The sequence below is a fragment of the Streptomyces sp. NPDC020731 genome (genome assembly GCF_044334705.1).
Classification (GTDB): Bacteria; Actinomycetota; Actinomycetes; order Streptomycetales; family Streptomycetaceae; genus Streptomyces.
The window spans coordinates 1-23642 of the sequence record NZ_JBIRTN010000007.1; the positions used below are offsets into that span (position 1 = coordinate 1).

The window sequence follows — 23642 nt, forward strand, 5'->3', positions numbered from 1 at the left end:
CAGCGGCAGCGGATCACTGCTGGTCACCAGCTCCCGCAGCGGATGCCGGGCCAGCACCGCCTCCACCTCCGGCGTCAACGCCGCCGCCAACCGGGACGCCGCCGGACGGCTCTCGTCGCGCAGGGCGTCCACGGCGGCGAGAAGGACGCTTCTGGACCCGGAGTCGGGCACTCCGTCCGCCGCCCGCTCGTGCAGCCGGGCGCCCTCCTCCAGGACGATCCCGGTGTCCATCCCCGCCGGGACCTTGATCTGCGCGTGGTGCCGCCAGGTGGTGACCGGATCACCCCACGCCTCCACGGTGTACGTCCACAGTCCCGGCTCCCCGGCGGTGACGGTCGCCCCCCACCTGTCCGTGCCGGGCGCGAGCTCCCGCATCGGCGTGAACGGCCCCGGACGTCCCCCGGGATCCCTCAGCACCACATCGGCGGCCACCGCGTCGTGCCCCTCCCGGAACACGGTCGCCGAGATCTCGAACGCCTCACCGGTCACGGCCTTCGCCGGCCGGCGCCCCTGCTGGACCATCGGCCGGACGTCGAGGACGGGAATGCGCCCCACGGCGGTCACGGGGCCCGGGGCGGGGGACGGCGGGGGGCCGGTCCCGGCGTGGCGGCCGGGAGAGGTCTCGGCGCCGTGCTTCACGGGCGCCGGGGTGCCGGGCGCCGGAGGGGATGACGAGTGGTGCTTGGCGGGCATGACCGCTCCTGTCCGCGTCAACGTGGGTGGGCGGATGACTGTGGGGAGGTGGGTCCGGCGTGGCGTTGCTGAGGGAGTACCCGCAGGAGCCTTCCCACACTGTTCGGGTGGGCAATCCGGCCCTTTGCTAACTACTCACGCGTATGTCGACACGCAAGACCGGCCCCGTCCGCGCGGGCCGGGGCCGGTCGTCGGTGGGCCCGCTCCCACGGTCGCCGGTGCCGTCCCGGGCGGCCGGTGCCCGGGATCGCGCGGGGGCGCCGCCACGCGCGCGGAACCTGGAGCAGCCGGTTCGGCGAACCGAGCCCGCGCCCGGCCACCTTCCCGCTCGCCGCGCCCTCGACCAGCGCGTTCGCCACCTGGGCGGGGGTCGCCCGCCGGTGCTCGGCGAGATACAGCGCCGCCGCGCCCGCCACGTGCGGGGATGCCGTCGACGTGCCCGAGGAGGCGACCCGCGCGGTGTCGCCCGCGGCGGAGGCCGAGGTGACCGAGACCCCCGGGGCGAACGGATCGAGGGCGGAACCGAAGTTGGAAAAGGCCGGTTTCTTGTCCTGCCGGTCGGTCGCGCCGACCGTGAGGGCCTGCTTCACGCCCGCCGGCGAGTACAACGCGGCCGGCCTGCCCTCGTTGCCCGCGGCAACCGTGTACGTGACACCGGAGGCGATGGAGGTGCGGACGGCGGCGTTCGGCCGTGCGCTGTGGAAGCCGCCGAGGCTGAGGTTGGCGACCGCGGGTTTCCTTGCGTTCCGGGTGACCCGGTCGATGCCGGCGATCACCTGGGCGGTGGTGCCCGAGCCGGCGTCGTCCAGGACGCGCACGGAGACGATGCCCGCCTTCTCGGCGATTCCTCCGCCCCGCGGTCCGCAGGACCGGACCCGCTCCCGGTCCGGCCCGATCCGGGCGGCAGGCCCCGGTGTCCGACGCGGACCGGTACGTCCGGATGGCAGCGTCTCGTGCGGGGTGAAGCGCGGCAAGAACGCCTACGGGGGCGGAATCGGCCATATCCGCCCTCAGGGGAATCGTTTGGCCGGGGGCACGGAGGTACCCGTGTCCTCCGGCTTCCCGCGCGGACCGTGTCCGCGCCGGTACTGTCGGCAACGATGCCCGGACGCACACCGCGTCTCTCACGAACCCGCCGAGGTGGCTTGTGAAGGCGATCCGTCGATTCACCGTCCGACCCGTGCTCCCCGAACCCCTGCGTCCCCTCAGTGACCTGGCCCGCAATCTGCGCTGGTCCTGGCACGCCGGGACCCGTGACCTGTTCCGCTCCGTCGACCCCGAACGCTGGGCCGCCGCCGGCCGCGACCCCGTACGGCTGCTCGGCAGCGTGGCGACCGAGCGGCTCACCGAGCTGGCCGGTGACCGTGACTTCCTGGACCGTCTCGACGCGGTCGCCGGCGATCTGGACGCCTATATGACCGGCGACCGCTGGTACCAGGCGCAGACCGACCGGCTGCCCGCCGCCGTCGCCTACTTCTCCCCGGAGTTCGGCATCACGGCCGCCCTGCCGCAGTACTCCGGCGGACTGGGCATCCTCGCCGGTGACCACCTCAAGGCCGCCAGCGACCTCGGCGTCCCCCTCATCGGCGTCGGCCTGCTCTACCGGCACGGCTACTTCCGGCAGTCCCTGTCCCGGGACGGCTGGCAGCAGGAGCACTACCCCGTGCTCGACCCCAACGAGCTGCCCCTGGACCAGCTCAAGAAGCCCGACGGCACCCCCGCCCAGGTCACCCTCGCCCTGCCCGGCGACCGCTGTCTGCGCGCCCGGATCTGGCTGGCCCAGGTCGGCAGGATCCCGCTGCTCCTGCTGGACTCCGACGTCGAGGAGAACGACCTCGGCGAACGCGGGGTGACCGACCGGCTCTACGGCGGCGGCAGCGAGCACCGGCTGCTCCAGGAGATGCTGCTCGGCATAGGAGGGGTCCGCGCGGTACGCGCGTACTGCGAGCTGACCGGGCACGCCGCACCCGAGGTGTTCCACACCAACGAGGGCCACGCCGGCTTCCTCGGTCTGGAGCGCATCGCCGAACTGCGCGCGGACGGGCTGGACTTCGACGCGGCGCTGGAGGCGGTCCGCGCGGGGACCGTGTTCACCACCCACACGCCCGTCCCGGCCGGCATCGACCGCTTCGACCGCGAACTGGTCGCCCGGCACTTCGGCCCGCACGCCGAACTGCCGAACATGGAGGCCGACCGCATCCTCCGGCTCGGCATGGAGAGCTACCCCGGCGGTGAGCCCAACCTGTTCAACATGGCCGTGATGGGCCTGCGCCTGGCCCAGCGCGCCAACGGGGTCTCCCTGCTGCACGGCCACGTCAGCCGCGAGATGTTCGCCGGACTCTGGCCGGGCTTCGACCCGGAGGAGGTGCCCATCACCTCCGTCACCAACGGGGTGCACGCGCCCACCTGGGTCGCCCCCGAGGTGTTCCGGCTCGGCGCCCGGCAGATCGGCGCCCAGCGCGCCGAGGAGGCGCTGAGCGTCGGCGACTCCGACCGCTGGGACTCCGTCGCGGACATCGCCGACCAGGACATCTGGGAGCTTCGCCGGTCCCTGCGGGAGCTGCTGGTCCTTGAGGTGCGCGAGCGGCTGCGGGCCTCCTGGCGGCAGCGCGGCGCCGGCACGGCCGAGCTGGGCTGGATCGACGGGGTGCTCGACCCGGACGTGCTGACCATCGGCTTCGCCCGGCGCGTCCCGTCGTACAAGCGGCTGACGCTGATGCTGCGCGACCGGGACCGGCTGATGGACCTGCTGCTGCACCCGGAGCGGCCGGTGCAGATCGTGATCGCGGGCAAGGCGCACCCGGCGGACGACGGCGGCAAGCGGCTCGTCCAGGAGCTGGTCCGCTTCGCCGACGACCCGCGCGTGCGGCACCGGATCGTCTTCCTGCCCGACTACGGCATGGCGATGGCGCAGAAGCTCTACCCCGGCTGCGACATCTGGCTGAACAACCCGCTGAGGCCGCTGGAGGCGTGCGGCACCAGCGGGATGAAGGCGGCGCTCAACGGCTGCCTCAACCTGTCGGTCCTCGACGGCTGGTGGGACGAGTGGTTCCAGCCCGACTTCGGCTGGGCGATCCCCACGGCGGACGGGGCGGGTACCGACCCGGACCGGCGTGACGACATAGAGGCCGCGGCGCTGTACGACCTGCTGGAGCAGCGGATCACCCCGTGCTTCTACGACCGGGGGCGCGGCGGGCTGCCGGACCGGTGGATCGAGATGGTGCGGCGGACGCTGAGCCTGCTCGGGCCGAAGGTGCTGGCCGGACGGATGGTCCGGGAGTACGTGGAGCGGCTGTACGAGCCCGCCGCGCACGCGCATCGTGCGATGGACCCGGAGTCGGCGCGTGCGCTTGCCGGGTGGAAGGCGCGGGTGCGTGCGGCCTGGCACGGTGTGACCGTCGACCACGTCGAGACGTCCGTGACGGCGGCCACCGCGGAGCTCGGCACCACGCTCGGGCTGCGGGTGCGGGTGGGGCTGGCCGGTTTGAAGCCGGAGGACGTCGAGGTGCAGGCGGTGTCCGGGCGGGTGGACGAGGAGGATCGCATCACCGATGCGGCGTCTGTGCCGTTGAAGCCGGTGGGCGTGCCCGATGCGGAGGGGCGCTGGGTGTACGAGGGTCCGCTGTCCCTGGAGCGGACGGGGCCCTTCGGGTACACGGTGCGGATCCTGCCGGACCATCGGCTGCTGGCGTCCGGGGCGGAGCTGGGGCTGGTCGCGGTGCCGTCGGAGGACGTGGTGGAGGCGGCGGGGCTGTTGATGCGGTGAGCGCCACGGTGGCGCGGTGGTGGTGCGGCCTCTGTTGGGGCGCCTCCTCCGGAGGGGGACCCCAGCGCCCACCCGTGCCGCCCTGGGGGTACCTCCCAGGCCCTTCAGGCACTGGGGGAGGCACGACTGCCCGCGGGCTGGGGTGGTGGGCAGGCCGAGGCGCGCCTGCCCGCAGGCTGCGGGTGTTGTGCGGTCAGTCCTCCTCGATGCCCCGTGTGGCCAGGCGGCGCAGCACCTTGCCGCAGCGGCGGGCGTAGGCGTGCTGCATCGCGCGGGTGGCCGGGCCGCCCGCGCGGGAGTACCAGCGGGCCGGCCTGCTGAACGCCTCCACCGTCAGCCACACCGTGCCGTCGCCGGTGCGGTCGACGACGAACGACTCCTCGCCGCACTCGGGGTGCCCGGCCAGGGTGCCGTACGCCCAGCCGGCCCTGCGGTGCTCCTCCACCGTCCACACCACACGGCAGGGCGCCTTCACGACCCCGGCGAGGGTGATGGTGACGTCGACGTCCGGGGCCGCGCGGTCGGCGGCGGTCTCGACACCGACCCCCAGCTCCCGGTGCAGCTCCCAGGTGAGCAGCGCCCGGGCCGCCTGCCGGAAGACCGCCTCGCCCTCGCCGAGCCGTGTGCGGACGTGCATGGGGTGGAAGCCGGGAGGGCAGGAACCGGGTTCCCGGGTCGCGCCGACGTGGTCGTAGGTGAAGTCCGCCGAAGACATGGGACCCAAGAGTAGGGCGGCGCCCACGCCTCGGAGGAAGGCGGGGCGCCGCTCACGCGATGCGTGTCCGGTTTACGGGAAGGTGAGCTTCCAGCCGCTGATGTAGCCGGTGTCGTACCGCGCCACGTCCTGCACCCGTAGCTTCCAGGCGCCGTTGGCGGTCTCGGAGGAGGCGTTGACCGTGTAGGTCTCGTTGATGTTGTCCGCGGAACCGCCGGTGCGGCTCCTCAAGGGGTACACCGTGCCGTCCGGGGCCACCAGGTCGACGACCAGGTCACCGCTCCAGGTGTGCACGATGTCCACCGAGACCTGGAGGTTGGAGGGCGCGTTGCCCGTCCGCCCGGAGACGCTGATCGAGGACGTCACCGCGGAGCCGGCGTCCGGGATCGACACGTCGGCGGTGCTCTCGAAGGAGGTACCGCCACCGCCGCCGCCGCCGGAGCGCGAGCCGACGTTGATGGCCGCCCAGGCGTCCTGCACCGCCTTGTACTCGGCGCTGTCCGTGCCGTACAGCTCACCGGTCGCCGCCAGGGTGCCGGTGCGGGCGCCCGCGTAGTTGGTGGTGGAGGTGAACTTTGTGGTCAGCGCACGGAACCAGATCTTCTCCGCCTTGGCGCGGCCGATGCCGGTGACCGGGAGGCCGTCCGAGGTGGGCGAGTTGTAGCTGACACCGTTGATGGTCTTGGCGCCGCTGCCCTCGCTCAGCATGTAGAAGAAGTGGTTCGCGGGGCCGGACGAGTAGTGCACGTCGACGTTGCCGATACCGGAGTACCAGGAGTCCTTGGACGCGCCGTCCTTGCTCGGCTTGTCCATGTAGCGCAACGGGGTGCCGTCGCCGTTGATGTCGATCTCCTCGCCGATGAGGTAGTCACCGACGTCGGAGGAGTTGTTGGCGTAGAACTCGACCGTGGAGCCGAAGATGTCGCTGGTCGCCTCGTTCAGGCCGCCGGACTCGCCGCTGTAGTTGAGGCCCGCGGTGTTCGAGGTCAGACCGTGGGTCATCTCGTGCGCGGCCACGTCGATCGCGGTGAGCGGGTTGGCGTTGCCGGAGCCGTCGCCGTAGGTCATGCAGAAGCAGCTGTCGGACCAGAAGGCGTTGACGTAGTTGTTGCCGTAGTGGACCCGGGAGTAGGCGCCCACGCCGTCGCCGCGGATGCCGCTGCGGCCGTGCACGTTCTTGTAGTAGTCCCAGGTCAGCGCGGCCCCGTAGTGGGCGTCGGCGGCGGCCGACTCCAGGTTGGACGGGCTGCCGTTGCCCCAGACGTCGTCGGATCCCGAGAACAGCGTGCCGGTGCCGGAGGTGCCCCGGTTCAGGTTGTACGTCTTGTGTCCGCCGCGCGCCCCGTCGGTGAGGTTGTACGACGACCCGGACTGGGTGGTGGTCAGGTCGACGGTGCCGCTGTAGACGGTGTGGCCGGTTCCGTTCTGGACGGCCTCCCACTCGTACAGCTTCTCGCCCGTGGTGGCGTCGGTGACGACGTGCAGCTCCTGCGGGGTGCCGTCGTGCTGGAGGCCGCCGACGACCGTCTCGTACGCCACGACCGGCGTGCCCTTCGCCGCCCAGATCACCTTGCGCGGGGCCTGGTCGACGTCGGCGCCCTTCGCCTCCTCGGCCTTCGCGGCGGACAGGGCCTGCCGCTCGGCCTCGGCGGCCGGCACCTCGGCGGTGGTGGTCGCGGGCTTCACCGCGGTCCGGGTGGCCTTGACGACGGCGTCGGCCTCGCCGGCCGTGTCGCCCTGGACGACCAGGTCGCCGCCGAGGACGGGGAGGCCGTCGTAGGTGCGCTCGTAGCGGACGTGCACGGTGCCGTCGCGGTCCTTGAGGACGTCACGGACGACGAGCTTCTCCTTCTCGCCCAGGCCGAGGTCCTTGGCGGTCTCCGCCTTGGTGGCGTTCGCCTCGCGGATCAGCGCGGCGCGCTGGGCGGGGGTGAGCCTGACCGACTCGGAACCCGGCTTCGCCTTGCTCGCGGCCGCCGGTGCCTGCTCGGGGGCGGCGGTGGCGCTGCCGGACTGCACGGCCGTGGCGATCAGCGCGGCCACCCCGGCGAGGGCGACGGCGGCGGCACGGCGGTGTGTGGCGTGGGGGGTGCGTCTGTGGGACGACCTGCTTCTCAACGCGGACTCCTTCTGCGTGGCCGCGGGTCGCGCGGCCTGGGGAGACCGGACGGCGGGTGGGCCGGCCGGGCAGAACGGAAGTGCTCTGAGCCATGGCCGCCGTACAGCGGTGGATGTCGCTGTGGGGTTGCTGTGGAGCGGCCGTGGGAAGAGTGGCAGGGGATCGCGGTTTCTGTCAGGAGCGCGTCAGGAATTTGGCCGGAAACCGTTCGTTGTCCGGGAGTTCACGTTCGATATGCGAACCGTTACGGGAGGGGTGTGGGCCGGTCCCCGTGCCAGGAGTGCCACAGCGCCGCGTACACCCCGCCGGCCGCCACCAGGGCGTCGTGCGTGCCGAGTTCGGTCAGCCGGCCGTCCTCCATGACGGCCACCCGGTCGGCGTCGTGCGCGGTGTGCAGCCGGTGCGCGACGGCGATGACCGTACGGCCTTCCAGGACGGCCGCCAGCGCGCGCTCGGCGTGCCGGGCGGTCGTCGGGTCGAGCAGGGCGGTGGCCTCGTCGAGGATCAGCGTGTGCGGATCGGCCAGCACCACCCGCGCCAGGGCCAGTTGCTGCGCCTGCGAACCGTCGGTGGGATGGCCCCCCTCGCCCAGCCCGGTGTCCAGCCCCCGCGGCAGCTCCCGCACCCACGCCTCGGCGCCGACCACGGCCAGCGCCGCCCACAACTCCTCGTCGTCGGCGGCCGGTTCGGCGATGCGCAGATTGTCGCGAACCGACCCCAGGAACACATGGTGCTCCTGGGTGACCAGGACGACCTGCCGGCGCAGCCGCTCCGGGTCCAGAGCGGCCACGGGCACCCCGCCCACGGTCACGGTCCCCGCGGTCGGCGCGTCCACGCCCGCGAGGAGCCGGCTCAGCGTGGTCTTGCCCGCCCCGGACGGCCCCACCACGGCCAGCCGCTCGCCGGGCGTCACCGTCAGATCGACCCCGCGCAGCACCTCGCCGCCCCCGTCGTAGGCGTAGCGCACCCCGGTCACGTCGATGCGGTCGTCGGCCGGATCCGGACTGTCGCCCCGCTCCGCCGTGCGCGGCGCCCGGGCCAGCCCCTCCACCCGGGCGAACGACGCCCCGCTGCTCTGCAGCTGCTCGACCCGCATCAGCACCTCGTCCAGCGGCCCGCTCAGCTGCAGCAGATACAGGGACGCGCTCACCACCGCCCCGAGGCTCACCGCGCCCCGCTCGTGCAGCACCCCGCCGATCAGCAGCACCCCGGCCACCGGCACGGCGTACGACACCTCGACCACCGGGAAGAACACCGTGCGCAGGAACAGCGTGCGGAACCGGGTGCGACGGGACGTCTCCAGCGCCTCCCGGCTCGCCCGGATCCGCCGCTCCTCCAGCCGGAACGCCTCCACCGTGCGGGCACCCGACGCCGTCGCCGCGACGATCTCCGCCACGTCCGAGTTCGCCGCACCCTCGGCGAGGTAGGCGTCCCGGGCCCGGCGCAGATACCAGCGCACCCCGAGCCAGATCGGTGTGAGACACAGCAGCCCGAGGACGCCGAGCAGCGGATCCACCACGACGACCGCCGCCATCACGAACAGCGACTGCACCCCGTTGACCAGCAGCGAGGGCCCGGCGTCGCGCAGGGTCGTACCGACGGCGGTCACATCGGCCGTCCCCCGCGCCGTCAGATCACCGGTGCCCGCCCGCTCCACCACCGACGAGGGCAGCGCCAGCGCCCGGTCCACGAACCGCTCCCGCACCCGCGCCAGCGTCCGCTCCCCGAAGCGGTGCCCCACGTACCGGGCCCACCGGGACAGCAGCAACTGCGTGACGGCGCACAGCAGGATGACCGGCGCCAGCCGGTCCACCACGGCCACCCCGCCGCCGCCCCGCACCTCGTCGACGATCCGCCCCAGCAGCCAGGGCCCGGCCAGTCCCGCCACGGCCGCCAGCGTGTTCAGGGCCAGTACGCCCGCGAAGGCCCGCCCGTCCGCCCGCACCAGCCCCACCGACGCCCGGCGCACATCGGCGGGCCCGGCGAGGGGGAGTCGTTCCCCGCTCATCGCACGGCCTCCCCTTCGATTTCGATGTCCCTGGCCACCAGCTCCCGGTAGCCGGGCTCGTGGTCGAGAAGTCCCTGGTGACTGCCGCTCGCGGCGACCTTCCCGTCGACCAGGAAGACCACCCGGTCCGCCCGCGCGAGCACCAGCGGCGAGGTGGTGACCAGCAGCGTCGTACGTCCCTTCCGGGCCGCGCGCAGCCGGTCGGCGACCGTGGCCTCGGTGTGCGCGTCGAGCGCCGAGGTGGGCTCCACGGCCAGCAGCACCTCCGGGTCGGCCAGCAACGCCCGCGCCAGCCGGACGCGCTGGCGCTGACCACCGGAGAGGCTGCGCCCCTGCGCGGACACCGTCGAGGCGAGCCCCTCGGGCAGGCCCTGCACGATGTCGTCGGCTGCGGCCGCGTGCAGCGCCCGCAGCACCTCCTCGTCGGACGGGTCACCACGCCCGGCCACCACCTCCCGCAGCGGACCGGCGAACAGATCGGCCTCCGGGTCGGCGACCAGGATCCGCTCCCGCACCCGGGCGAGCGCGATCTCGTCCAGCCGGGTCCCGCCCCAGGTGACCGCCGACGGCGTGTAACGCCCGAGCCGGTCCACCACGGCGAGCGCGTCGGCGGGACGCGCGGCAACGAGCGCGGTCAGCCGCCCCGGCAGCACCCGCACCCCCGACTCCGGGTCGTCCAGCACGGACGGCTCGGCCGGCGGATCGGCGGTGGCGGCGTCGGCCGGCGGCTCGAGCCGCAGCAGCGCCACCACCCGACGGGCGGCCACCACACCCCGGCTCAGCTGGTAGCCGCACTCGATGAGGAACATCACCGGCCACACCAGGACGGCCACATAGCCGTACACCGACACCAGCTCGCCCACGCTGATGTGCCCCTGCGCGGCCTGCCGCGCCGCGATCCAGGTCACCCCCGCGAGGAACAGCGTCGGCAGTCCCGCGGCCAGCGCCTGCATCCAGCTGGTCACCGCCCCGACCCGGTAACCCTGCTCCCGCAGTCGTCCCGAGTCCCGGCGGAAGGCGTCGGAGACCAGGTTCTTCCCGCCCAGCCCGCTCAGCACCCGCAGCCCGCCCGCCAGATCCCCGATCCGCGCGGTCAGCACGCCCTGCCGCTTCCGGTACTCCGTCTCCGTGCCCTGCAGCCACCCGGCCAGCGGTCCGACGGCGAGCCCGATCACCGGCACCCCCAGCACCACCACCACGGCCAGCAGCGGCGACACCGACAGCAGCAGCCCGGCCACCACCGCGTACGCCACGACCGCGCCGATCCCCGGCCCGACCGCCGTGAGCGACTGGGCGATCATCTGCACATCGCCCACGCCGATGGTGACGACCTCCCCTGCCCCCATCCGCCGCTCCAGCGAGGCACCCAGCCGCACCGTCTGCCCGACGACCACCTTCACCGTGCGGAAGTTGGCGTCCATCCGCACCCGGGTCATCGTGCGGTGCCGCATGATGCTCAGCCAGGAGTTGAACCCGTTCACCACGAACAGGGCCCCGGTCCACAGCGCCAGCGCCCCCGTGTCACCCGGCTCCAGCCCGTCGTCCACCGCCCGGGACATCAGATACGGCGTCGCCGCCAGCAGCACCATCCACACGCTGCCGAACACCGCTCCCGCCGCACACCGCCCCGGCTGCCGCAGCACCAGCCACCACAGGTAGCGGGCTCCGCCCCGGCGGTCGGGCGTGCCGGGGTCCTCGTACGCGTCGATCACCGCTCGTTCCCCCCTGTGTGCCGTCGTGCCTACGCCAGACTGTCCCGCCAGGCCCGGTGCAGATCGGCGAACCTGCCCGTCCCGGCGATGAGTTCGGCCGGACTGCCGTCCTCCACGATCCGCCCGTGCTCCATGACCAGCACCCGGTCCGCGATCTCCACCGTCGACAGCCGGTGCGCGATCACCACCGCCGTACGGCCCTTCAGCACCGTCGCCATCGCCCGCTGCACCGCCCGCTCACCGGGGATGTCCAGCGAGCTGGTCGCCTCGTCCAGGATCAGCACCGCCGGGTCCGCCAGCAACGCCCGGGCGAAGGCGACGAGTTGGCGCTGACCGGCCGAGATGCGGCCGCCCCGCTTGCGTACGTCGGTGTCGTAGCCGTCGGGCAGGGCGGCGATGAAGTCGTGTGCGCCGATCTCCTTGGCCGCCTGCTCGATCTCCTGGCGGGTGGCGTCCGGCCGGCCGATCGAGATGTTCTCGGCGACCGTGCCGGAGAACAGGAACGCCTCCTGGGTCACCATCACCACCTCGCGCCGCAGATCGCGTCCCGTGAGGTCGCGCAGGTCCACCCCGTCGAGCAGTACCCGGCCGTCGGTGGGGTCGTAGAAGCGGGCGAGCAGCTTCGCCAGCGTCGACTTGCCCGCGCCGGTGGAGCCGACGACCGCGACGGTCTGCCCGGCCGGGAGGGTGAGGTCGAAGCGGGGCAGCACCTCGCCGCCGGTGCGGTAGGCGAACCGGACGCCGTCGAAGACGACCTCGCGGCCGGGGAGCCCGGAACGCCGCTCCGGAAGCTCCCGGGGTGCCGGCGGCTCGGGCACGGACGGGCTCTGTGCCAGCAGACCGGCGATCTTCTCCAGCGAGGCCGCCGCCGACTGGTAGGAGTTCAGGAACATGCCGAGCCGGTCGATCGGGTCGTACAGCCGCCGCAGGTACAGCACCGCCGCCGCCAGCACACCCAGCGCCAGCGACTCGTCCGCGACCCGGTAGGCGCCCCACAGCACGATCAGCGCGACCGTCGTGTTGGCGGTGATCCGGGAGCCGACGACATAGCGGGCCATCTCAAGGAGCGCGTCGCCGTTGGTCCGTTCGTGCCGCCGGTTCAGCACCGCGAAGTCGGTCTCGTTGGCGGCCTCCCGGCGGAAGGCGCGCACCGGCCGGATGCCGTTCATCGTCTCGACGAACTTCACGATCACCGCCGCGATGGCCGTCGACCGCTTCCGGTACACCCGCCCCGCCCGGCGTCGGTACGACCGTACGAGCAGGTACAGCGGCACGAAGGACACCACCGCGACGGCACCGAGCCCGAGGTCCAGCCAGAGCAGCAGCACCGAGATGTAGACGGCCGACAGGATGACCGTCACCAGTTCCTGCAGGCCCTCCTCCAGCAGCTCGCGCAGGGACTCGACGTCGGTGGTGGAGCGGGAGATCAGCCGGCCCGAGGTGTAGCGCTCGTGGAAGTCGACGCTGAGCGTCTGCGCGTGGCGGAAGATACGGCCGCGCAGATCGAGCAGCACGTCCTGGCTGACCCGGGCGGAGGCGGTCACGAACCCGTACTGCAGGGCGCCGGCCGCCACCGCGCACAGCAGGTAGCCCACCGCCACCGCGATCAGCGGCCCGTTGTCGTCGCCGCGGAACGCGGGCACGGCCCGGTCGATGGCGTACGCCACCAGCAGCGGGCCGGCCTGCACGGCGGCCTGCTGGAGCAGCAGCAACAGCGCGGTGACGGCGCCCCTGCCCCGCAGGGGCGACAGCAGGGAACGCAGCAGTACGCCGGTGGCGCCCGGGGGAGTGGGCAGCTGGTCCCGGTCGAAGGGGTCGTCGGACGGCGGGGTCCGGTCGTCGTCCTCGTCCTTGACGGGCGCGGTGGTGACCGCCGTCATCGCTCGTCCTCCTGTTCCCCCGCGGGGGCGCCGGACATGAGGTGCGCGTACTCGGGGTCGGTGTGCAGCAGTTCGTGGTGGGTGCCGACCGCGGTGATCCGGCCGCCGGAGAGCAGGGCGACCCGGTCGGCGAGCAGGACCGTGGAGGGGCGGTGGGCCACGATGAGCGCGGTGGTGTCCGCGAGCACCCGGCGCAGGGCGGCCTCGACGGCGGCCTCCGTGTGCACGTCGAGCGCGGACAGCGGGTCGTCGAGCACCAGGAAGTCGGGGCGTCCGACGACGGCCCTGGCCAGTGCGAGCCGCTGGCGCTGACCGCCGGAGAGGCTGAGCCCCTGTTCGCCGACCCGGGTGTCCACGCCCTGCGGCAACGCGTGCGCGAAGTCGGCCTGTGCGACGGCGAGGGCACGCTCCAGATCCGCCGCGCCGCTTCCGCCGCCCATCAGCACGTTCTCGCCCACGCTCGCCGAGAAGAGGGTGGGTTCCTCGAAGGCGACGGCGACGCGGGAGCGCAGCTCCTCCCGCGACATCTCCGCGATGTCCGCCCCGTCGAGCGTGATCCGCCCCGAGGTCACCTCGTGCAGCCGGGGCACGAGAGCGGTGAGCGTGGTCTTGCCGCTGCCGGTGGCACCGACGAGGGCGAGGGACTCGCCGGGGCGGATGTGCAGGTCGATGCGGTCGAGCACGGGCAGGGAGCCGGACGGAGCGTCGGGGTAGCGGAAGCTGACGTTCTCGAAGACCAGGCCGTCCGTCACCGCGGGCAGTCGTGCCTCCCCCAGTGCCTGAAGGGCCTGGGAGGCTCCCCCATGGGCGGCACGGGTGGGCGCAGCGGCACCCCGCAATGCCGGGCTGCGATCCCCACCCCCGCGCACCCCCGACTCCGGCTCCGCGTCCATCACCTCGAAGTACCGCTCCGTCGCCGTCGCCGCCTCCTGGCTCATCGCCAGCAGGAAGCCGATCGAGTCCACCGGCCAGCGCAGCGCCAGCGCGGTCGACAAGAACGCCACCAACGTCCCCGCGGACAACTCCCCGTCCGCCACCCGCACGGCCCCCAGCACCAACGCCGCCCCGATCGCCAGCTCCGGCAGCGTCACGATGACGCCCAGGATCGTCGCCAGCAGCCGCGCCTTGTGCAGCTCCGTCCCCCGCAGCTCCCCCGACAGCTCCCGGAACGCCCGTGCCTGACTGCGGTGCCGCCCGAACCCCTTGATGATCCGGATGCCGAGCACGCTCTCCTCGACCACCGTCGTCAGATCGCCCACCTGGTCCTGTGCCAGCCGCGCCGCACCGGAGTACCGCTTCTCGAACACCATGCAGGTGATCAGCACCGGCACGGCCGGCACCAGGATCACCAGCCCCAGCATCCAGTCCTGCACCAGCATGATGATCACGCCGACGAGAATCGTCACCCCGTTGACCAGCAGGAACGTCAGCGGGAAGGCCAGGAACATCCGCAGCAGCATCAGATCCGTCGTGGCCCGCGACAGCAACTGGCCCGACGGCCACCGGTCGTGGAAGGCGACCGGCAGCCGCTGCAGATGCCGGTACAGACCCGCCCGCATCTCCGCCTCGACGTGCGCCAGCGGACGCGCCACCAGCCACCGCCGGAACCCGAACAGCACCGCCTCCGCCAGCCCGAGCAGCAGCAGGTACAGCGCGCCGAGCCACACCCCCGCCGGGTCCCGGTCGGCGATCGGCCCGTCCACCATCCACTTCAGGACGAGCGGGATGACCAGCCCGATGCAGGAGGCGACGACCGCGATGAACGCGGCGGTGAACAGCCGTGCCCGCACGGGCCGCACATACGGCCACAGCCGCAGCAGCGTACGCACGGCGGAGCGGGTTTCCGGGGGAGAAGGTGTAGTGGGCATCAGCAGCGAGCCTACGGTTCACCACTGACGCTGCCCACCGGGTTTTGGCCGGACAGTTCTCCGTCGCCGGTCCTACGACCCGCTCCTGCGGGAAAGTCGTACGCGCGTATCAACCGATCGGCCGATACCCGTTCGAGCGCACCGGCCGATGTGCCGGTGGCTCCCGTACGGCGACGCTGGAGCCATGTCCGTCATCGACGTCACCGATCTGCGCAAGTCCTACGGAGGCCGTGCGGCCGTCGACGGTGTCTCCTTCACCGTCGAGGAGGGTGAGATCTTCGGCATCCTCGGCCCGAACGGCGCCGGCAAGACCACCACCGTGGAGTGTGTCGAGGGCCTGCGCGTCCCCGACGCGGGCCGCGTCCGTGTCACCGGCCTCGACCCCGTCGCCGACCACGAGGAGGTCACCCGGGTCCTCGGCGCCCAGCTCCAGCAGAGCGAGCTGCAGCCCAGACTCACCGTCCGCGAGGCCCTGGAGCTGTACGCCTCCTTCTACCCGCGCCCCGCCGACTGGCGCCCGCTCGCCGAACGCCTCGGCCTCGCCCCGAAACTGACCACCCGGTTCGCCAAGCTCTCCGGCGGTCAGAAGCAGCGCCTGTCCATCGCGCTCGCCCTGATCGGCAATCCGCGGATCGTGGTGCTGGACGAGCTCACCACGGGCCTCGACCCGCGTGCCCGGCGCGACACCTGGGAGCTCATCGAGGACATCCGCACGGGGGGCGTCACCGTCCTCCTCGTCACCCACTTCATGGAGGAGGCCCAGCGCCTCTGCGACCGCATCGCGGTGATCGACCAGGGGCGGGTCGCCGCCCTGGACACCCCGGCCGGGCTGATCCGCCGCTCGGCGGGCGCCACCGTCATCAGCTTCACCCCGTCCGCCCCGCTGGACGACGCCGACCTGAGTGCGCTGCCCGAACTCGCGTCGGTCCAGCACAAGGACGGCCGGGTCACCCTGTCCGGCACCGACGAGACGGTCAACGCCGTCATCACCCTCCTCGCCCGCTCCCGCGTCACCGCCCACCAGCTGCGCGTCACCGACGCCACGCTGGACGACGCCTTCCTGGACCTCACGGAGGCCACGGCATGAGCACCGACGTCCTCGACACCGCCGTCCTGCGGACCGAGTTCCGCCTCTTCCGGCGCGAACCCGGAGGCATCTTCTGGATCGTGCTCTTCCCCACCCTGCTGCTGGTGGTCCTGGGCTCCATCCCGTCCTTCCGCGAGGCCGACCCGAACCTCGGCGGCCTGCGCCCGGTCGACGCCTACGTGCCGGTGGCCGTCCTCCTCGGACTGATCGTCGGCGGGCTCCAGGGCATGCCGCCGACCCTCACCGGTTACCGGGAGAACGGCATCCTGCGCCGCATGTCCACCACGCCGGTACGCCCCTCCGCCCTGCTCACGGCGCAGATGCTGGTGCTCGGCGGCGCCTCGCTGCTCTCCGCCCTCGCCGCCCTCACGGTCGGCCGGCTCGCCTTCGACGTGGCGCTGCCGGAGCAGCCGTCGGGCTACCTCCTCGCGCTGCTGCTCGCCCTGCTCGCCTGCCTCGCCCTGGGCGCCGTGCTCTCCGCCCTGTCACGCACCACGAAGATCGCCACCGCGATCGGGTCGACCGCGCTCTTCCCCGCGATGTTCTGCGCGGGCGTGTGGCTGCCGGTCGAGGCCATGCCGGACGTGCTGGCCGACATCGTCGGCTGGACCCCGTTCGGCGCCGCCGCCCAGGCCCTCAACGAGGCGGCGGCGGGCGACTGGCCGGGCTGGGGCCACCTCGGGGTACTGGCGGTCTGGACGGTGCTGCTCACGGTGGCGGCCGCGCGCTGGTTCCGCTGGGAATGACGAAACGGAGGGGACGCGCGGACATGGCCGACAATGACGCCATGACGGAGACGACGGCGCTCGACGACCGGTGGGCGGTGTTCGACCGCTGGGGCCCGTACGGACTCCTGGCCATGAGCACCCTGCTCGCCTGGGGGACCGCCGACGTCTTCGGCATGAGCACCGGTGAACGAGGGGTGTGCGGTGTCCTGATCGGCGCCGCGGTCGCTCGGGAACTGTGGTGGGGCAGGAGGGCGCGCACCCGTCCCGGACCGTCGGCCGCGGGCGCCCGGCACTACGCCCTGCGCTGGGCGACCGGGTTCGCCCTCACCTGGCTGAACCCGCTGTTCGCCTTCTACGCCGTCATCGGCTACTTCAGCACCGAGCGCCTGCTTCCGCGCCGGCTGCGCAAAGCCGGGCTGTTCGCCACCGCCGTGACCATGGCAGGCTCCCAGTCCGGCGGGCTGCCGCCGGAGGACGGGCTGGGCTGGGCGCTGTTCGGCGCCCTCCTCGCGGCCAACAGCATGCTGGTCCTCCTCTTCGGTCACTTCGCCGACCTGGAGGAGGCCCGCGGCCGGGCCCGGCTGGAGACCATCGCCGAACTCGAGCGCACCAACAAGGCGTTGCAGCAGGCCCTGGACGAGAACGCCGCCCTGCACACCCAACTCCTCGTCCAGGCCCGGGAGGCCGGCGTCGCCGACGAGCGCCGGCGGCTGGCCGCCGAGATCCACGACACCCTCGCCCAGGGCCTGACCGGCATCATCGCCCAGCTCCGGGTCGCGGCGGCCGTTCCGGACCCGGCCCTGAGCCGCACCCACATGGACCGGGCCCTCACCCTGGCCCGCGACAGCCTCGGCGAGGCCCGCCGCTCCGTGCACAACCTCTCCCCGGCCGCCCTCGCCGACGACGGACTGCCGGACGCCCTGAAGAAGACCGTCACGGAGTGGGGCGAACGCACGGACGTACGGGCCGGGTTCACGGTCACCGGCATCGCCGAGCCGCTGCACGACGAGGTGGCGGCCACCCTGCTGCGCATCGGCCAGGAGGCCCTGTCCAACGCAGCCCGCCACGCCGGCGCCACCCGGGTCGGCGTCACCCTGTCCTACATGGGCGACGAGGTCACCCTCGACATCCGCGACGACGGCCGGGGCTTCGACCCGCTCGCCGTCCCCGCGCGCACTTCCACCGGCGGCTTCGGCCTCGACGGCATGCGGGCCCGCGCCGAACGCGTCGCCGGGGCGCTCACCGTCGAAACCGAACCGGGCGGCGGTACGGCGGTCTCCGCTCGCGTACCGTTGGTCCGCCATGACCGATGAAGCCGTGACCGATGAAGCCGTGATCTCCCTCCTCGTCGTCGACGACCACCCCGTCGTACGGGACGGTCTGCGCGGCATGTTCGACTCCGCGCCCGGATTCCGCGTCCTCGGCGAGGCCGCGAACGGCGTCGAGTCGCTGGAGCGGGCCGCCGCCCTGGACCCGGACGTGATCCTCATGGACCTCCGGATGCCGGGCGGGGGCGGCGTCGACGCCATCCGGGAACTGTCCCGCCGGGGCGCCCGCGCACGGGTGCTGGTGCTGACCACGTACGACACCGACTCCGACACGATCCCCGCCATCGAGGCGGGCGCCACCGGCTATCTGCTCAAGGACGCCCCGCGCGAGGAACTGTTCACCGCCGTCCGTGCCGCGGCCCGGGGACGTACGGTGCTCTCCCCGGCCGTCGCCTCCCGTCTGGTCTCCGCCGTCCGCACACCCGCGGCCCCCGGCAGCGAGTCCCTCTCCGCCCGCGAGCGCGAGGTACTGGCCCTGGTCGCCAAGGGCACGTCCAACCGCGAGATCGCCCGCGAACTGTTCATCAGCGAGGCGACCGTGAAGACCCACCTCACCCACATCTTCGGCAAGCTCGGCGCCAAGGACCGCGCGGCGGCGGTGGCCGTGGCGTACGACCGGGGCATCCTCGGCTGACCGGGGCGCCACCGCCGGTCAGGCCCGCACCTGCAGCAGCAGCACCGACCGTCCCGGCACGGTGATCCGTGTCCCCGCCCGGTGCTCCACGCCCGGTGCCCGGTCCTGTTCCTCCCGCCCGGTGTCCACGACCACCTCGTACCGCTCCGCCCACGGCGGCCCCGGCAGCTCGAACTCCACCGGGTCGTGCCCCGCGTGCAGGACGGTCAGGAAGCTGTCGTCGAGGATCGGCGCCCCGTGCTCGTCGCGCCCCGGGATGTCCCGCCCGGAGAGGTACATGCCGAGCGTGGCGGCCGGCGCGTACCAGTCCTCCTCGGTCATCTCCGTGCCGCGCGGGGTGAACCAGGCCAGGTCGCGCAGCCCGTCCGCGGAGTGCGCGCGGCCGGAGAAGAAGGCCCGGCGGCGCAGCACCGGGTGCCGGTGGCGCAGGGCGATCAGCCGGGAGGTCAGCTCCAGCAGGGGCCGCCAGTCCGGGTCGTCCAGGAGTGTCCAGTCCACCCAGCCGATCTCGTTGTCCTGGCAGTAGGCGTTGTTGTTGCCGCGCTGGGTGCGGCCCATCTCGTCGCCCGCGACCAGCATCGGCACGCCCGTCGACAGCAGCAGCGTGGTCAGCAGGTTCCGCAGTTGCCGCCGCCGCAGGGCCCGTACGTCCTCGTCCCGCGTCTCCCCCTCCGCACCGCAGTTCCAGGCGCGGTTGTCGTCCGTGCCGTCCCGGTTGCCCTCGCCGTTCGCCTCGTTGTGCTTGCGCCCGTACGACACGAGGTCCCGCAGGGTGAAACCGTCGTGCGCGGTGACGTAGTTGACCGAGGCGTACGGCCGCCGCCCGCCCCAGGCGTACAGGTCGCTGGACCCGGACAGCCGGTAGCCCATCTCCCGTACGTCCGGCAGCGCGTGCCGCCAGAAGTCCCGTACGGCGTCGCGGTAGCGGTCGTTCCACTCCGTCCACAGCGGCGGGAACGCGCCCACCTGGTAGCCCCCGGAGCCGACGTCCCACGGCTCGGCGATCAGCTTCACCCTGCGCAGCACCGGGTCCTGGGCGATCACCGCGAGGAACGGGGAGAGCATGTCGACGTCGTGCATCGAGCGGGCCAGCGCCGCCGCCAGGTCGAAGCGGAAGCCGTCGACGCCCATCTCCGTCACCCAGTAGCGCAGGGAGTCCGTGATCAGACGCAGGACGTGCGGCTGGACGACGTGGAGGGTGTTGCCGCAGCCGGTGTAGTCGGCGTACCTGCGCGCGTCGGGCTGGAGGCGGTAGTAGCCGCGGTTGTCGACGCCCTTCAGGGAGAGCGTGGGGCCCAACTCGCCCGCCTCGGCGGTGTGGTTGTAGACCACGTCGAGGATCACCTCGATCCCGGCCGCGTGCAGGGCCCGCACCATCCGCTTGAACTCGCCGACCTGCTGCCCCCTCGTCCCGGAGGCCGCGTAACCGGCGTGCGGGGCGAAGTAGCCGATGGAGTTGTAGCCCCAGTAGTCGCGCAGCCCCCGCCGCAGCAGATGGTCCTCGTGCGCGAACTGGTGCACCGGCAGCAGCTCCACGGCAGTGACGCCCAGCCTCACCAGGTGCTCGATCGCCGCGGGGTGCGCGAGGCCGGCGTACGTGCCGCGCAGCTCCTCCGGGATGCCGGGGTGCCGCCGCGTGAAGCCCTTGACGTGCAGCTCGTAGATCACCGAGTCCGCCCACGGCGTCTTCGGCCGGCGGTCGTACGTCCATTCGTCGTCGGGTCCGCCGTCGTGGACGACCACGCCCTTGGGGACGTACGGCGCGGAGTCCCGGTCGTCGCGCACGGTGTCCGCGACGTGCTGCTCGGGCCAGTCGCGGACGTGCCCGTACACCTCCGGCGGCAGCCCGAAGTCGCCGTCGACCGCACGCGCGTACGGGTCAAGGAGCAGCTTCGCCGGATTCCAGCGGGCGCCGGTCCACGGGTCCCAGCGGCCGTGCACCCGGTAGCCGTAGCGCTGCCCGGGCAGCACCCCCGGCACGAAACCGTGCCAGATCTCGTGCGTCAGCTCGGTGAGCCGGGCCCTGCTCTCCTTGCCCCGCTCGTCGAACAGGCACAGCTCGACCCCCTCCGCCCCGCCCGCCCACAACGCGAAGTTGGTCCCCGCCACCCCGTCCGGGCCGGCCCGGAACCGGGCACCCAGCGGCGTCGGCCGGCCCGGCCGAACCGGCACCGTGGGCACGGGCGGCACCGGCCGCGCGCCGTTCACGACGGCGGCCGGGCGCCCGTCCCCGGTGGCCCGCTCCGAGGCCACCGCCTCCTGCTCGGCTGCGCTGGACACCTGTCAGCCTCCCGCGGCTCGTGGGGGACGACGGCGGACAGGGGTGTACGGCCCGTTCCATCGGCTCCGGCCGCGGCTCCCCGGCGCGTCGTCCTCCCACTGTTCTGCCCAGAGCGTGCCTCGCACTCACGTTTCCCCGGGGGCGGCATGGTCGTTTCCGGAGGCGAGGCCCGTCGTTGGGTACCGCGTGAGGTACGTACAAGGGCGCGCACGGCGCGCGAGGGCCGCGCTGGCCGCCGTAGTGACATGGGCAGGACTGCTGACCGGAGCCGCCGGCTGCACCGCGGACGGCACCGTCGGCGGGGCGTTCGGCCCCCCGGCCGCCGAGGACGTCATCCGGGTGTCGCCCGGCGACGGCGGCAAGGACGTACGCCCCGACTCGGCGCTGCGGGTGCGCGTGCCGGACGGACGGCTGGAGTCGGTGAAGGTCGTCGTGGAACAGGACGCGCGGGAGTCGCGGGTCCCCGGGCGGATCTCCGGCGACGGGCTGACCTGGAAGCCCGACGAAGCACGGCTGGCGCTGGCCGCGAAGTACACCGTCGACGCGGTGGCCGTGGACGGTGACGGACGCCGCTCCGCCCGGCACACCACCTTCACCACCCATGTCCCGGAGGAACGCTTCATCGGCTACGTCGCCCCGGAGGACCGCTCCACCGTCGGCACCGGCATGATCGTCTCCCTGGAGTTCAACCGGAAGATCACCCACCGCGCGGCCGTGGAACGCGCCGTCCGCGTCACCGCCCGCCCGGCCGTCGAGATCCGCCCGCACTGGTTCGGCGGCTCCCGCCTCGACTTCCGCCCCGAGCACTACTGGAAGCCCGGCACCGAGGTCACCGTCGGCCTGGACCTGCGCGACGTCGAGGGAGCGCCCGGCGTCTACGGCCTCCAGCACCGCACCTTCACCTTCACCGTCGGCCGCAGCCAGGTGTCGGTGGTCGACGCCACCGCGCACACCATGCGCGTGCGACGGGACGGGGAGCTGCTGGCCACCGTGCCGATCACGGCGGGGGCGCGGAAGACGCCCACGTACAACGGCAAGATGGTGATCACCGAGATGCTCGAGGTCACCCGCATGAACAGCCGCACGGTCGGCTTCGGCGGCGAGTACGACATCCCCGACGTCCCGCACGCCATCCGGCTGACCAACTCCGGGACCTTCCTGCACGGCAACTACTGGGCCGACACCGACGTCTTCGGCGGCTCCAACGTCAGCCACGGCTGCGTCGGCCTGCGCGATGTGAAGGGCGGCGGGGCGGGCACCCCGGCGGGCTGGTTCTTCGACCGCAGCCTCATCGGCGACGTCGTCGAGGTCGTCAACAGCAAGGACAGGAAGGTCGCCCCGGACAACGGCCTCGGCGGCTGGAACATGAACTGGAAGGAGTGGACGGCGGGCAGCGCGGTGAAGCGGCGCTGACCCGAACCCTCGGACGGGCCGTTGAACTTGGAACGGAACGGTGACAAACCCGCCGCCTCGAACGCCCCTGGCCTGTGGTTACTATGCGCCGAGCGCGCGAGGGGCGCGCGGGGGCGCGGGACCCGGCCAGGCCATGGGCCCGCCGAGGGGAGAACAAGTTGAACGTGGGGCCCATATCGGGGGCGACGCCGGTCGGCGCGCGAGGGCGGGGCGGCAGGAGGCTGGCGGCGCTGACGCTCGGCGTGATGCTGGCGGTGACCGCCTGCGGCGGCGGAGGGTCGGAGTCGGGTTCCGGCTCGGGCGACGGCAAGGGCAAGGACTCCACCGCCGCGCAGAGTAAGCAGTCCGAGGCCGTGGTCGGCATCGCGCCCGAGGACGGCGCGAAGTCCGTCGAGACCAGCGGCGCGCTGAAGGTGAACGCGAGCAAGGGCAAGCTGACCGAGGTCGTCGTCAAGAACCCGGACGGCGGCAGGATCGACGGCGAGATATCCGGCGACGGCGCCACCTGGACGCCGTCCACCCACCTGGCCGCCGCCACCAAGTACACGGTGCACGCGGTAGCCAAGGACTCCGAGGGCCGCACCGCGGCCGAGGACTCCAGCTTCACCACGCTGACACCGAAGAACACCTTCGTCGGCACCTTCACCCCCGAGGACGGCTCCAAGGTCGGCGTGGGCATGCCGTTCTCGCTCCGCTTCACCCGGGGCATCACCGAGCCCGAGGACGTCGAGAAGGCCATCCGCATCACCACCGAGCCGGCCGTCGAGGTCGAGGGCCACTGGTTCGGCAACGACCGCCTCGACTTCCGCCCGGAGAAGTACTGGAAGGCCGGCACCAAGGTCACCGTCGACCTCAACCTCGACGGCGTCGAGGGCCGCGACGGCGTCTACGGCAAGCAGTCCAAGAAGGTCTCCTTCACCATCGGCCGCGAGCAGGTCTCCGTCGTCGACGCCAAGAAGCTCACGATGAAGGTCATGCGGGACGGCAAGCTCCTCAAGACCGTCCCGGTCACCACCGGCGCGCCCGGCTACGAGACCTGGAACGGCGAGATGGTCATCAGCGAGAAGCTGACGGTCACCCGGATGAACGGCGAGACGGTCGGCTACGGCGGCGAGTACGACATCAAGGACGTCCCGCACGCCATGCGCCTGTCCACCTCCGGCACCTTCCTGCACGGCAACTACTGGGGCGGCGACGCCTTCGGCAACCGCAACGCCAGCCACGGCTGCGTCGGCCTGCGCGACGTCCGCGGCGGCTGGGACAAGGAGGCACCGGCGGCCTGGTTCTTCAACCAGTCGATGATCGGTGACGTCGTGGTCGTCAAGAACTCCAACGACGCCACCATCGCCCCGGACAACGGCCTCAACGGCTGGAACATGTCCTGGGAGAAGTGGAAGGCGTAGGGACACG

At 72.8% G+C, this 23642-nt stretch carries 15 protein-coding genes and 1 pseudogene; 7 read left to right on the forward strand and 9 right to left on the reverse strand.

Features of this window, described 5'->3' with window-relative positions; genetic code table 11:
* Together ACH4VX_RS12365 and ACH4VX_RS12370 are read right to left on the reverse strand one after the other, a co-directional pair.
* A partial coding sequence (locus tag ACH4VX_RS12365) for a maltotransferase domain-containing protein (RefSeq protein WP_398367338.1) occupies window positions 1-693 on the reverse strand: 693 nt, incomplete at its 3' end.
* Window positions 694-965: 272 nt separating this feature from the next.
* Window positions 966-1541: pseudogene (locus tag ACH4VX_RS12370) on the reverse strand (S8 family serine peptidase); the annotation flags it as partial.
* 299 nt (window positions 1542-1840) lie between these two features.
* Here ACH4VX_RS12370 and ACH4VX_RS12375 point away from each other — a divergent pair.
* Window positions 1841-4459, forward strand: coding sequence for a glycosyltransferase family 1 protein (locus ACH4VX_RS12375; RefSeq protein ID WP_398367339.1), 2619 nt, complete (start codon window positions 1841-1843; stop codon window positions 4457-4459).
* A gap of 193 nt (window positions 4460-4652) precedes the next feature.
* Here the strand turns inward: ACH4VX_RS12375 and ACH4VX_RS12380 are convergent, their stop codons facing one another.
* The 6 genes from ACH4VX_RS12380 to ACH4VX_RS12405 all read right to left on the reverse strand — a co-directional run bounded on the left by ACH4VX_RS12380 (window position 4653) and on the right by ACH4VX_RS12405 (window position 14761).
* A complete protein-coding gene (locus tag ACH4VX_RS12380; protein WP_398367340.1) occupies window positions 4653-5174 on the reverse strand; it encodes a DUF1990 family protein in 522 nt (173 codons plus the stop codon).
* 72 nt (window positions 5175-5246) lie between these two features.
* Window positions 5247-7292, reverse strand: coding sequence for a M4 family metallopeptidase (locus ACH4VX_RS12385; protein ID WP_398367341.1), 2046 nt, complete (start codon window positions 7290-7292; stop codon window positions 5247-5249).
* A 245-nt stretch (window positions 7293-7537) separates the two neighbouring features.
* Entirely contained in the window at window positions 7538-9301 is a 1764-nt protein-coding gene (locus ACH4VX_RS12390; RefSeq protein ID WP_398367342.1) for an ABC transporter ATP-binding protein, read from the reverse strand.
* Window positions 9298-11013, reverse strand: a complete 1716-nt coding sequence (locus ACH4VX_RS12395; protein WP_398367343.1) for an ABC transporter transmembrane domain-containing protein — start codon at window positions 11011-11013, stop codon at window positions 9298-9300. Before ACH4VX_RS12395 ends, ACH4VX_RS12390 begins: the two co-directional genes overlap by 4 nt.
* 29 nt (window positions 11014-11042) lie before the next feature.
* A complete protein-coding gene (locus ACH4VX_RS12400) occupies window positions 11043-12893 on the reverse strand; it encodes an ABC transporter ATP-binding protein (RefSeq protein WP_398367344.1) in 1851 nt (616 codons plus the stop codon).
* Window positions 12890-14761, reverse strand: coding sequence for an ABC transporter ATP-binding protein (locus ACH4VX_RS12405; RefSeq protein ID WP_398367345.1), 1872 nt, complete (start codon window positions 14759-14761; stop codon window positions 12890-12892). Before ACH4VX_RS12405 ends, ACH4VX_RS12400 begins: the two co-directional genes overlap by 4 nt.
* A gap of 184 nt (window positions 14762-14945) precedes the next feature.
* Here ACH4VX_RS12405 and ACH4VX_RS12410 point away from each other — a divergent pair, with 184 nt between their 5' ends.
* From ACH4VX_RS12410 to ACH4VX_RS12425, 4 genes are read left to right on the forward strand one after another with little or no spacing between them, the layout of a single operon-like run.
* Window positions 14946-15848, forward strand: coding sequence for an ABC transporter ATP-binding protein (locus ACH4VX_RS12410; RefSeq protein WP_398367346.1), 903 nt, complete (start codon window positions 14946-14948; stop codon window positions 15846-15848).
* Window positions 15845-16594, forward strand: a complete 750-nt coding sequence (locus tag ACH4VX_RS12415) for an ABC transporter permease (RefSeq protein WP_398367347.1) — start codon at window positions 15845-15847, stop codon at window positions 16592-16594. The genes ACH4VX_RS12410 and ACH4VX_RS12415 overlap by 4 nt, the downstream gene beginning before the upstream one ends.
* Before the next feature lie 23 nt (window positions 16595-16617).
* Window positions 16618-17889 carry a sensor histidine kinase gene (locus ACH4VX_RS12420; RefSeq protein WP_398367348.1) on the forward strand — a complete coding sequence of 424 codons (1272 nt, stop codon included), beginning with the start codon at window positions 16618-16620 and terminating at the stop codon, window positions 17887-17889.
* The gene (locus ACH4VX_RS12425; protein ID WP_398367349.1) at window positions 17879-18538 is read left to right on the forward strand and encodes a response regulator; all 660 of its coding nucleotides are present in this window, start codon (window positions 17879-17881) and stop codon (window positions 18536-18538) included. The genes ACH4VX_RS12420 and ACH4VX_RS12425 overlap by 11 nt, the downstream gene beginning before the upstream one ends.
* An 18-nt stretch (window positions 18539-18556) precedes the next feature.
* Here ACH4VX_RS12425 and glgX read toward each other — a convergent pair whose 3' ends face one another.
* Entirely contained in the window at window positions 18557-20818 is a 2262-nt protein-coding gene (gene glgX, locus ACH4VX_RS12430; protein ID WP_398367350.1) for a glycogen debranching protein GlgX, read from the reverse strand.
* Between the two features lie 187 nt (window positions 20819-21005).
* Here glgX and ACH4VX_RS12435 point away from each other — a divergent pair, with 187 nt between their 5' ends.
* Window positions 21006-22232: an Ig-like domain-containing protein gene (locus tag ACH4VX_RS12435; RefSeq protein ID WP_398367351.1), complete on the forward strand. Its 1227-nt coding sequence runs from the start codon at window positions 21006-21008 to the stop codon at window positions 22230-22232.
* A 158-nt stretch (window positions 22233-22390) separates the two neighbouring features.
* On the forward strand, window positions 22391-23635 hold the full coding sequence (locus ACH4VX_RS12440; RefSeq protein ID WP_398367352.1) for an Ig-like domain-containing protein: 1245 nt from the start codon (window positions 22391-22393) through the stop codon (window positions 23633-23635).
* Window positions 23636-23642 lie beyond the last annotated feature (7 nt).

Bases quoted from the DNA above. Each gene is read 5' to 3' on its own strand.
- ACH4VX_RS12405 (WP_398367345.1), bottom strand. From the start codon at position 14,761: ATGCCCACTACACCTTCTCCCCCGGAAACCCGCTCCGCCGTGCGTACG.
- ACH4VX_RS12390 (WP_398367342.1), bottom strand. From the start codon at position 9,301: ATGAGCGGGGAACGACTCCCCCTCGCCGGGCCCGCCGATGTGCGCCGG.
- ACH4VX_RS12425 (WP_398367349.1), top strand. From the start codon at position 17,879: ATGACCGATGAAGCCGTGACCGATGAAGCCGTGATCTCCCTCCTCGTC.
- ACH4VX_RS12400 (WP_398367344.1), bottom strand. From the start codon at position 12,893: ATGACGGCGGTCACCACCGCGCCCGTCAAGGACGAGGACGACGACCGG.
- ACH4VX_RS12410 (WP_398367346.1), top strand. From the start codon at position 14,946: ATGTCCGTCATCGACGTCACCGATCTGCGCAAGTCCTACGGAGGCCGT.
- ACH4VX_RS12380 (WP_398367340.1), bottom strand. From the start codon at position 5,174: ATGTCTTCGGCGGACTTCACCTACGACCACGTCGGCGCGACCCGGGAA.
- ACH4VX_RS12420 (WP_398367348.1), top strand. From the start codon at position 16,618: ATGGCCGACAATGACGCCATGACGGAGACGACGGCGCTCGACGACCGG.
- ACH4VX_RS12415 (WP_398367347.1), top strand. From the start codon at position 15,845: ATGAGCACCGACGTCCTCGACACCGCCGTCCTGCGGACCGAGTTCCGC.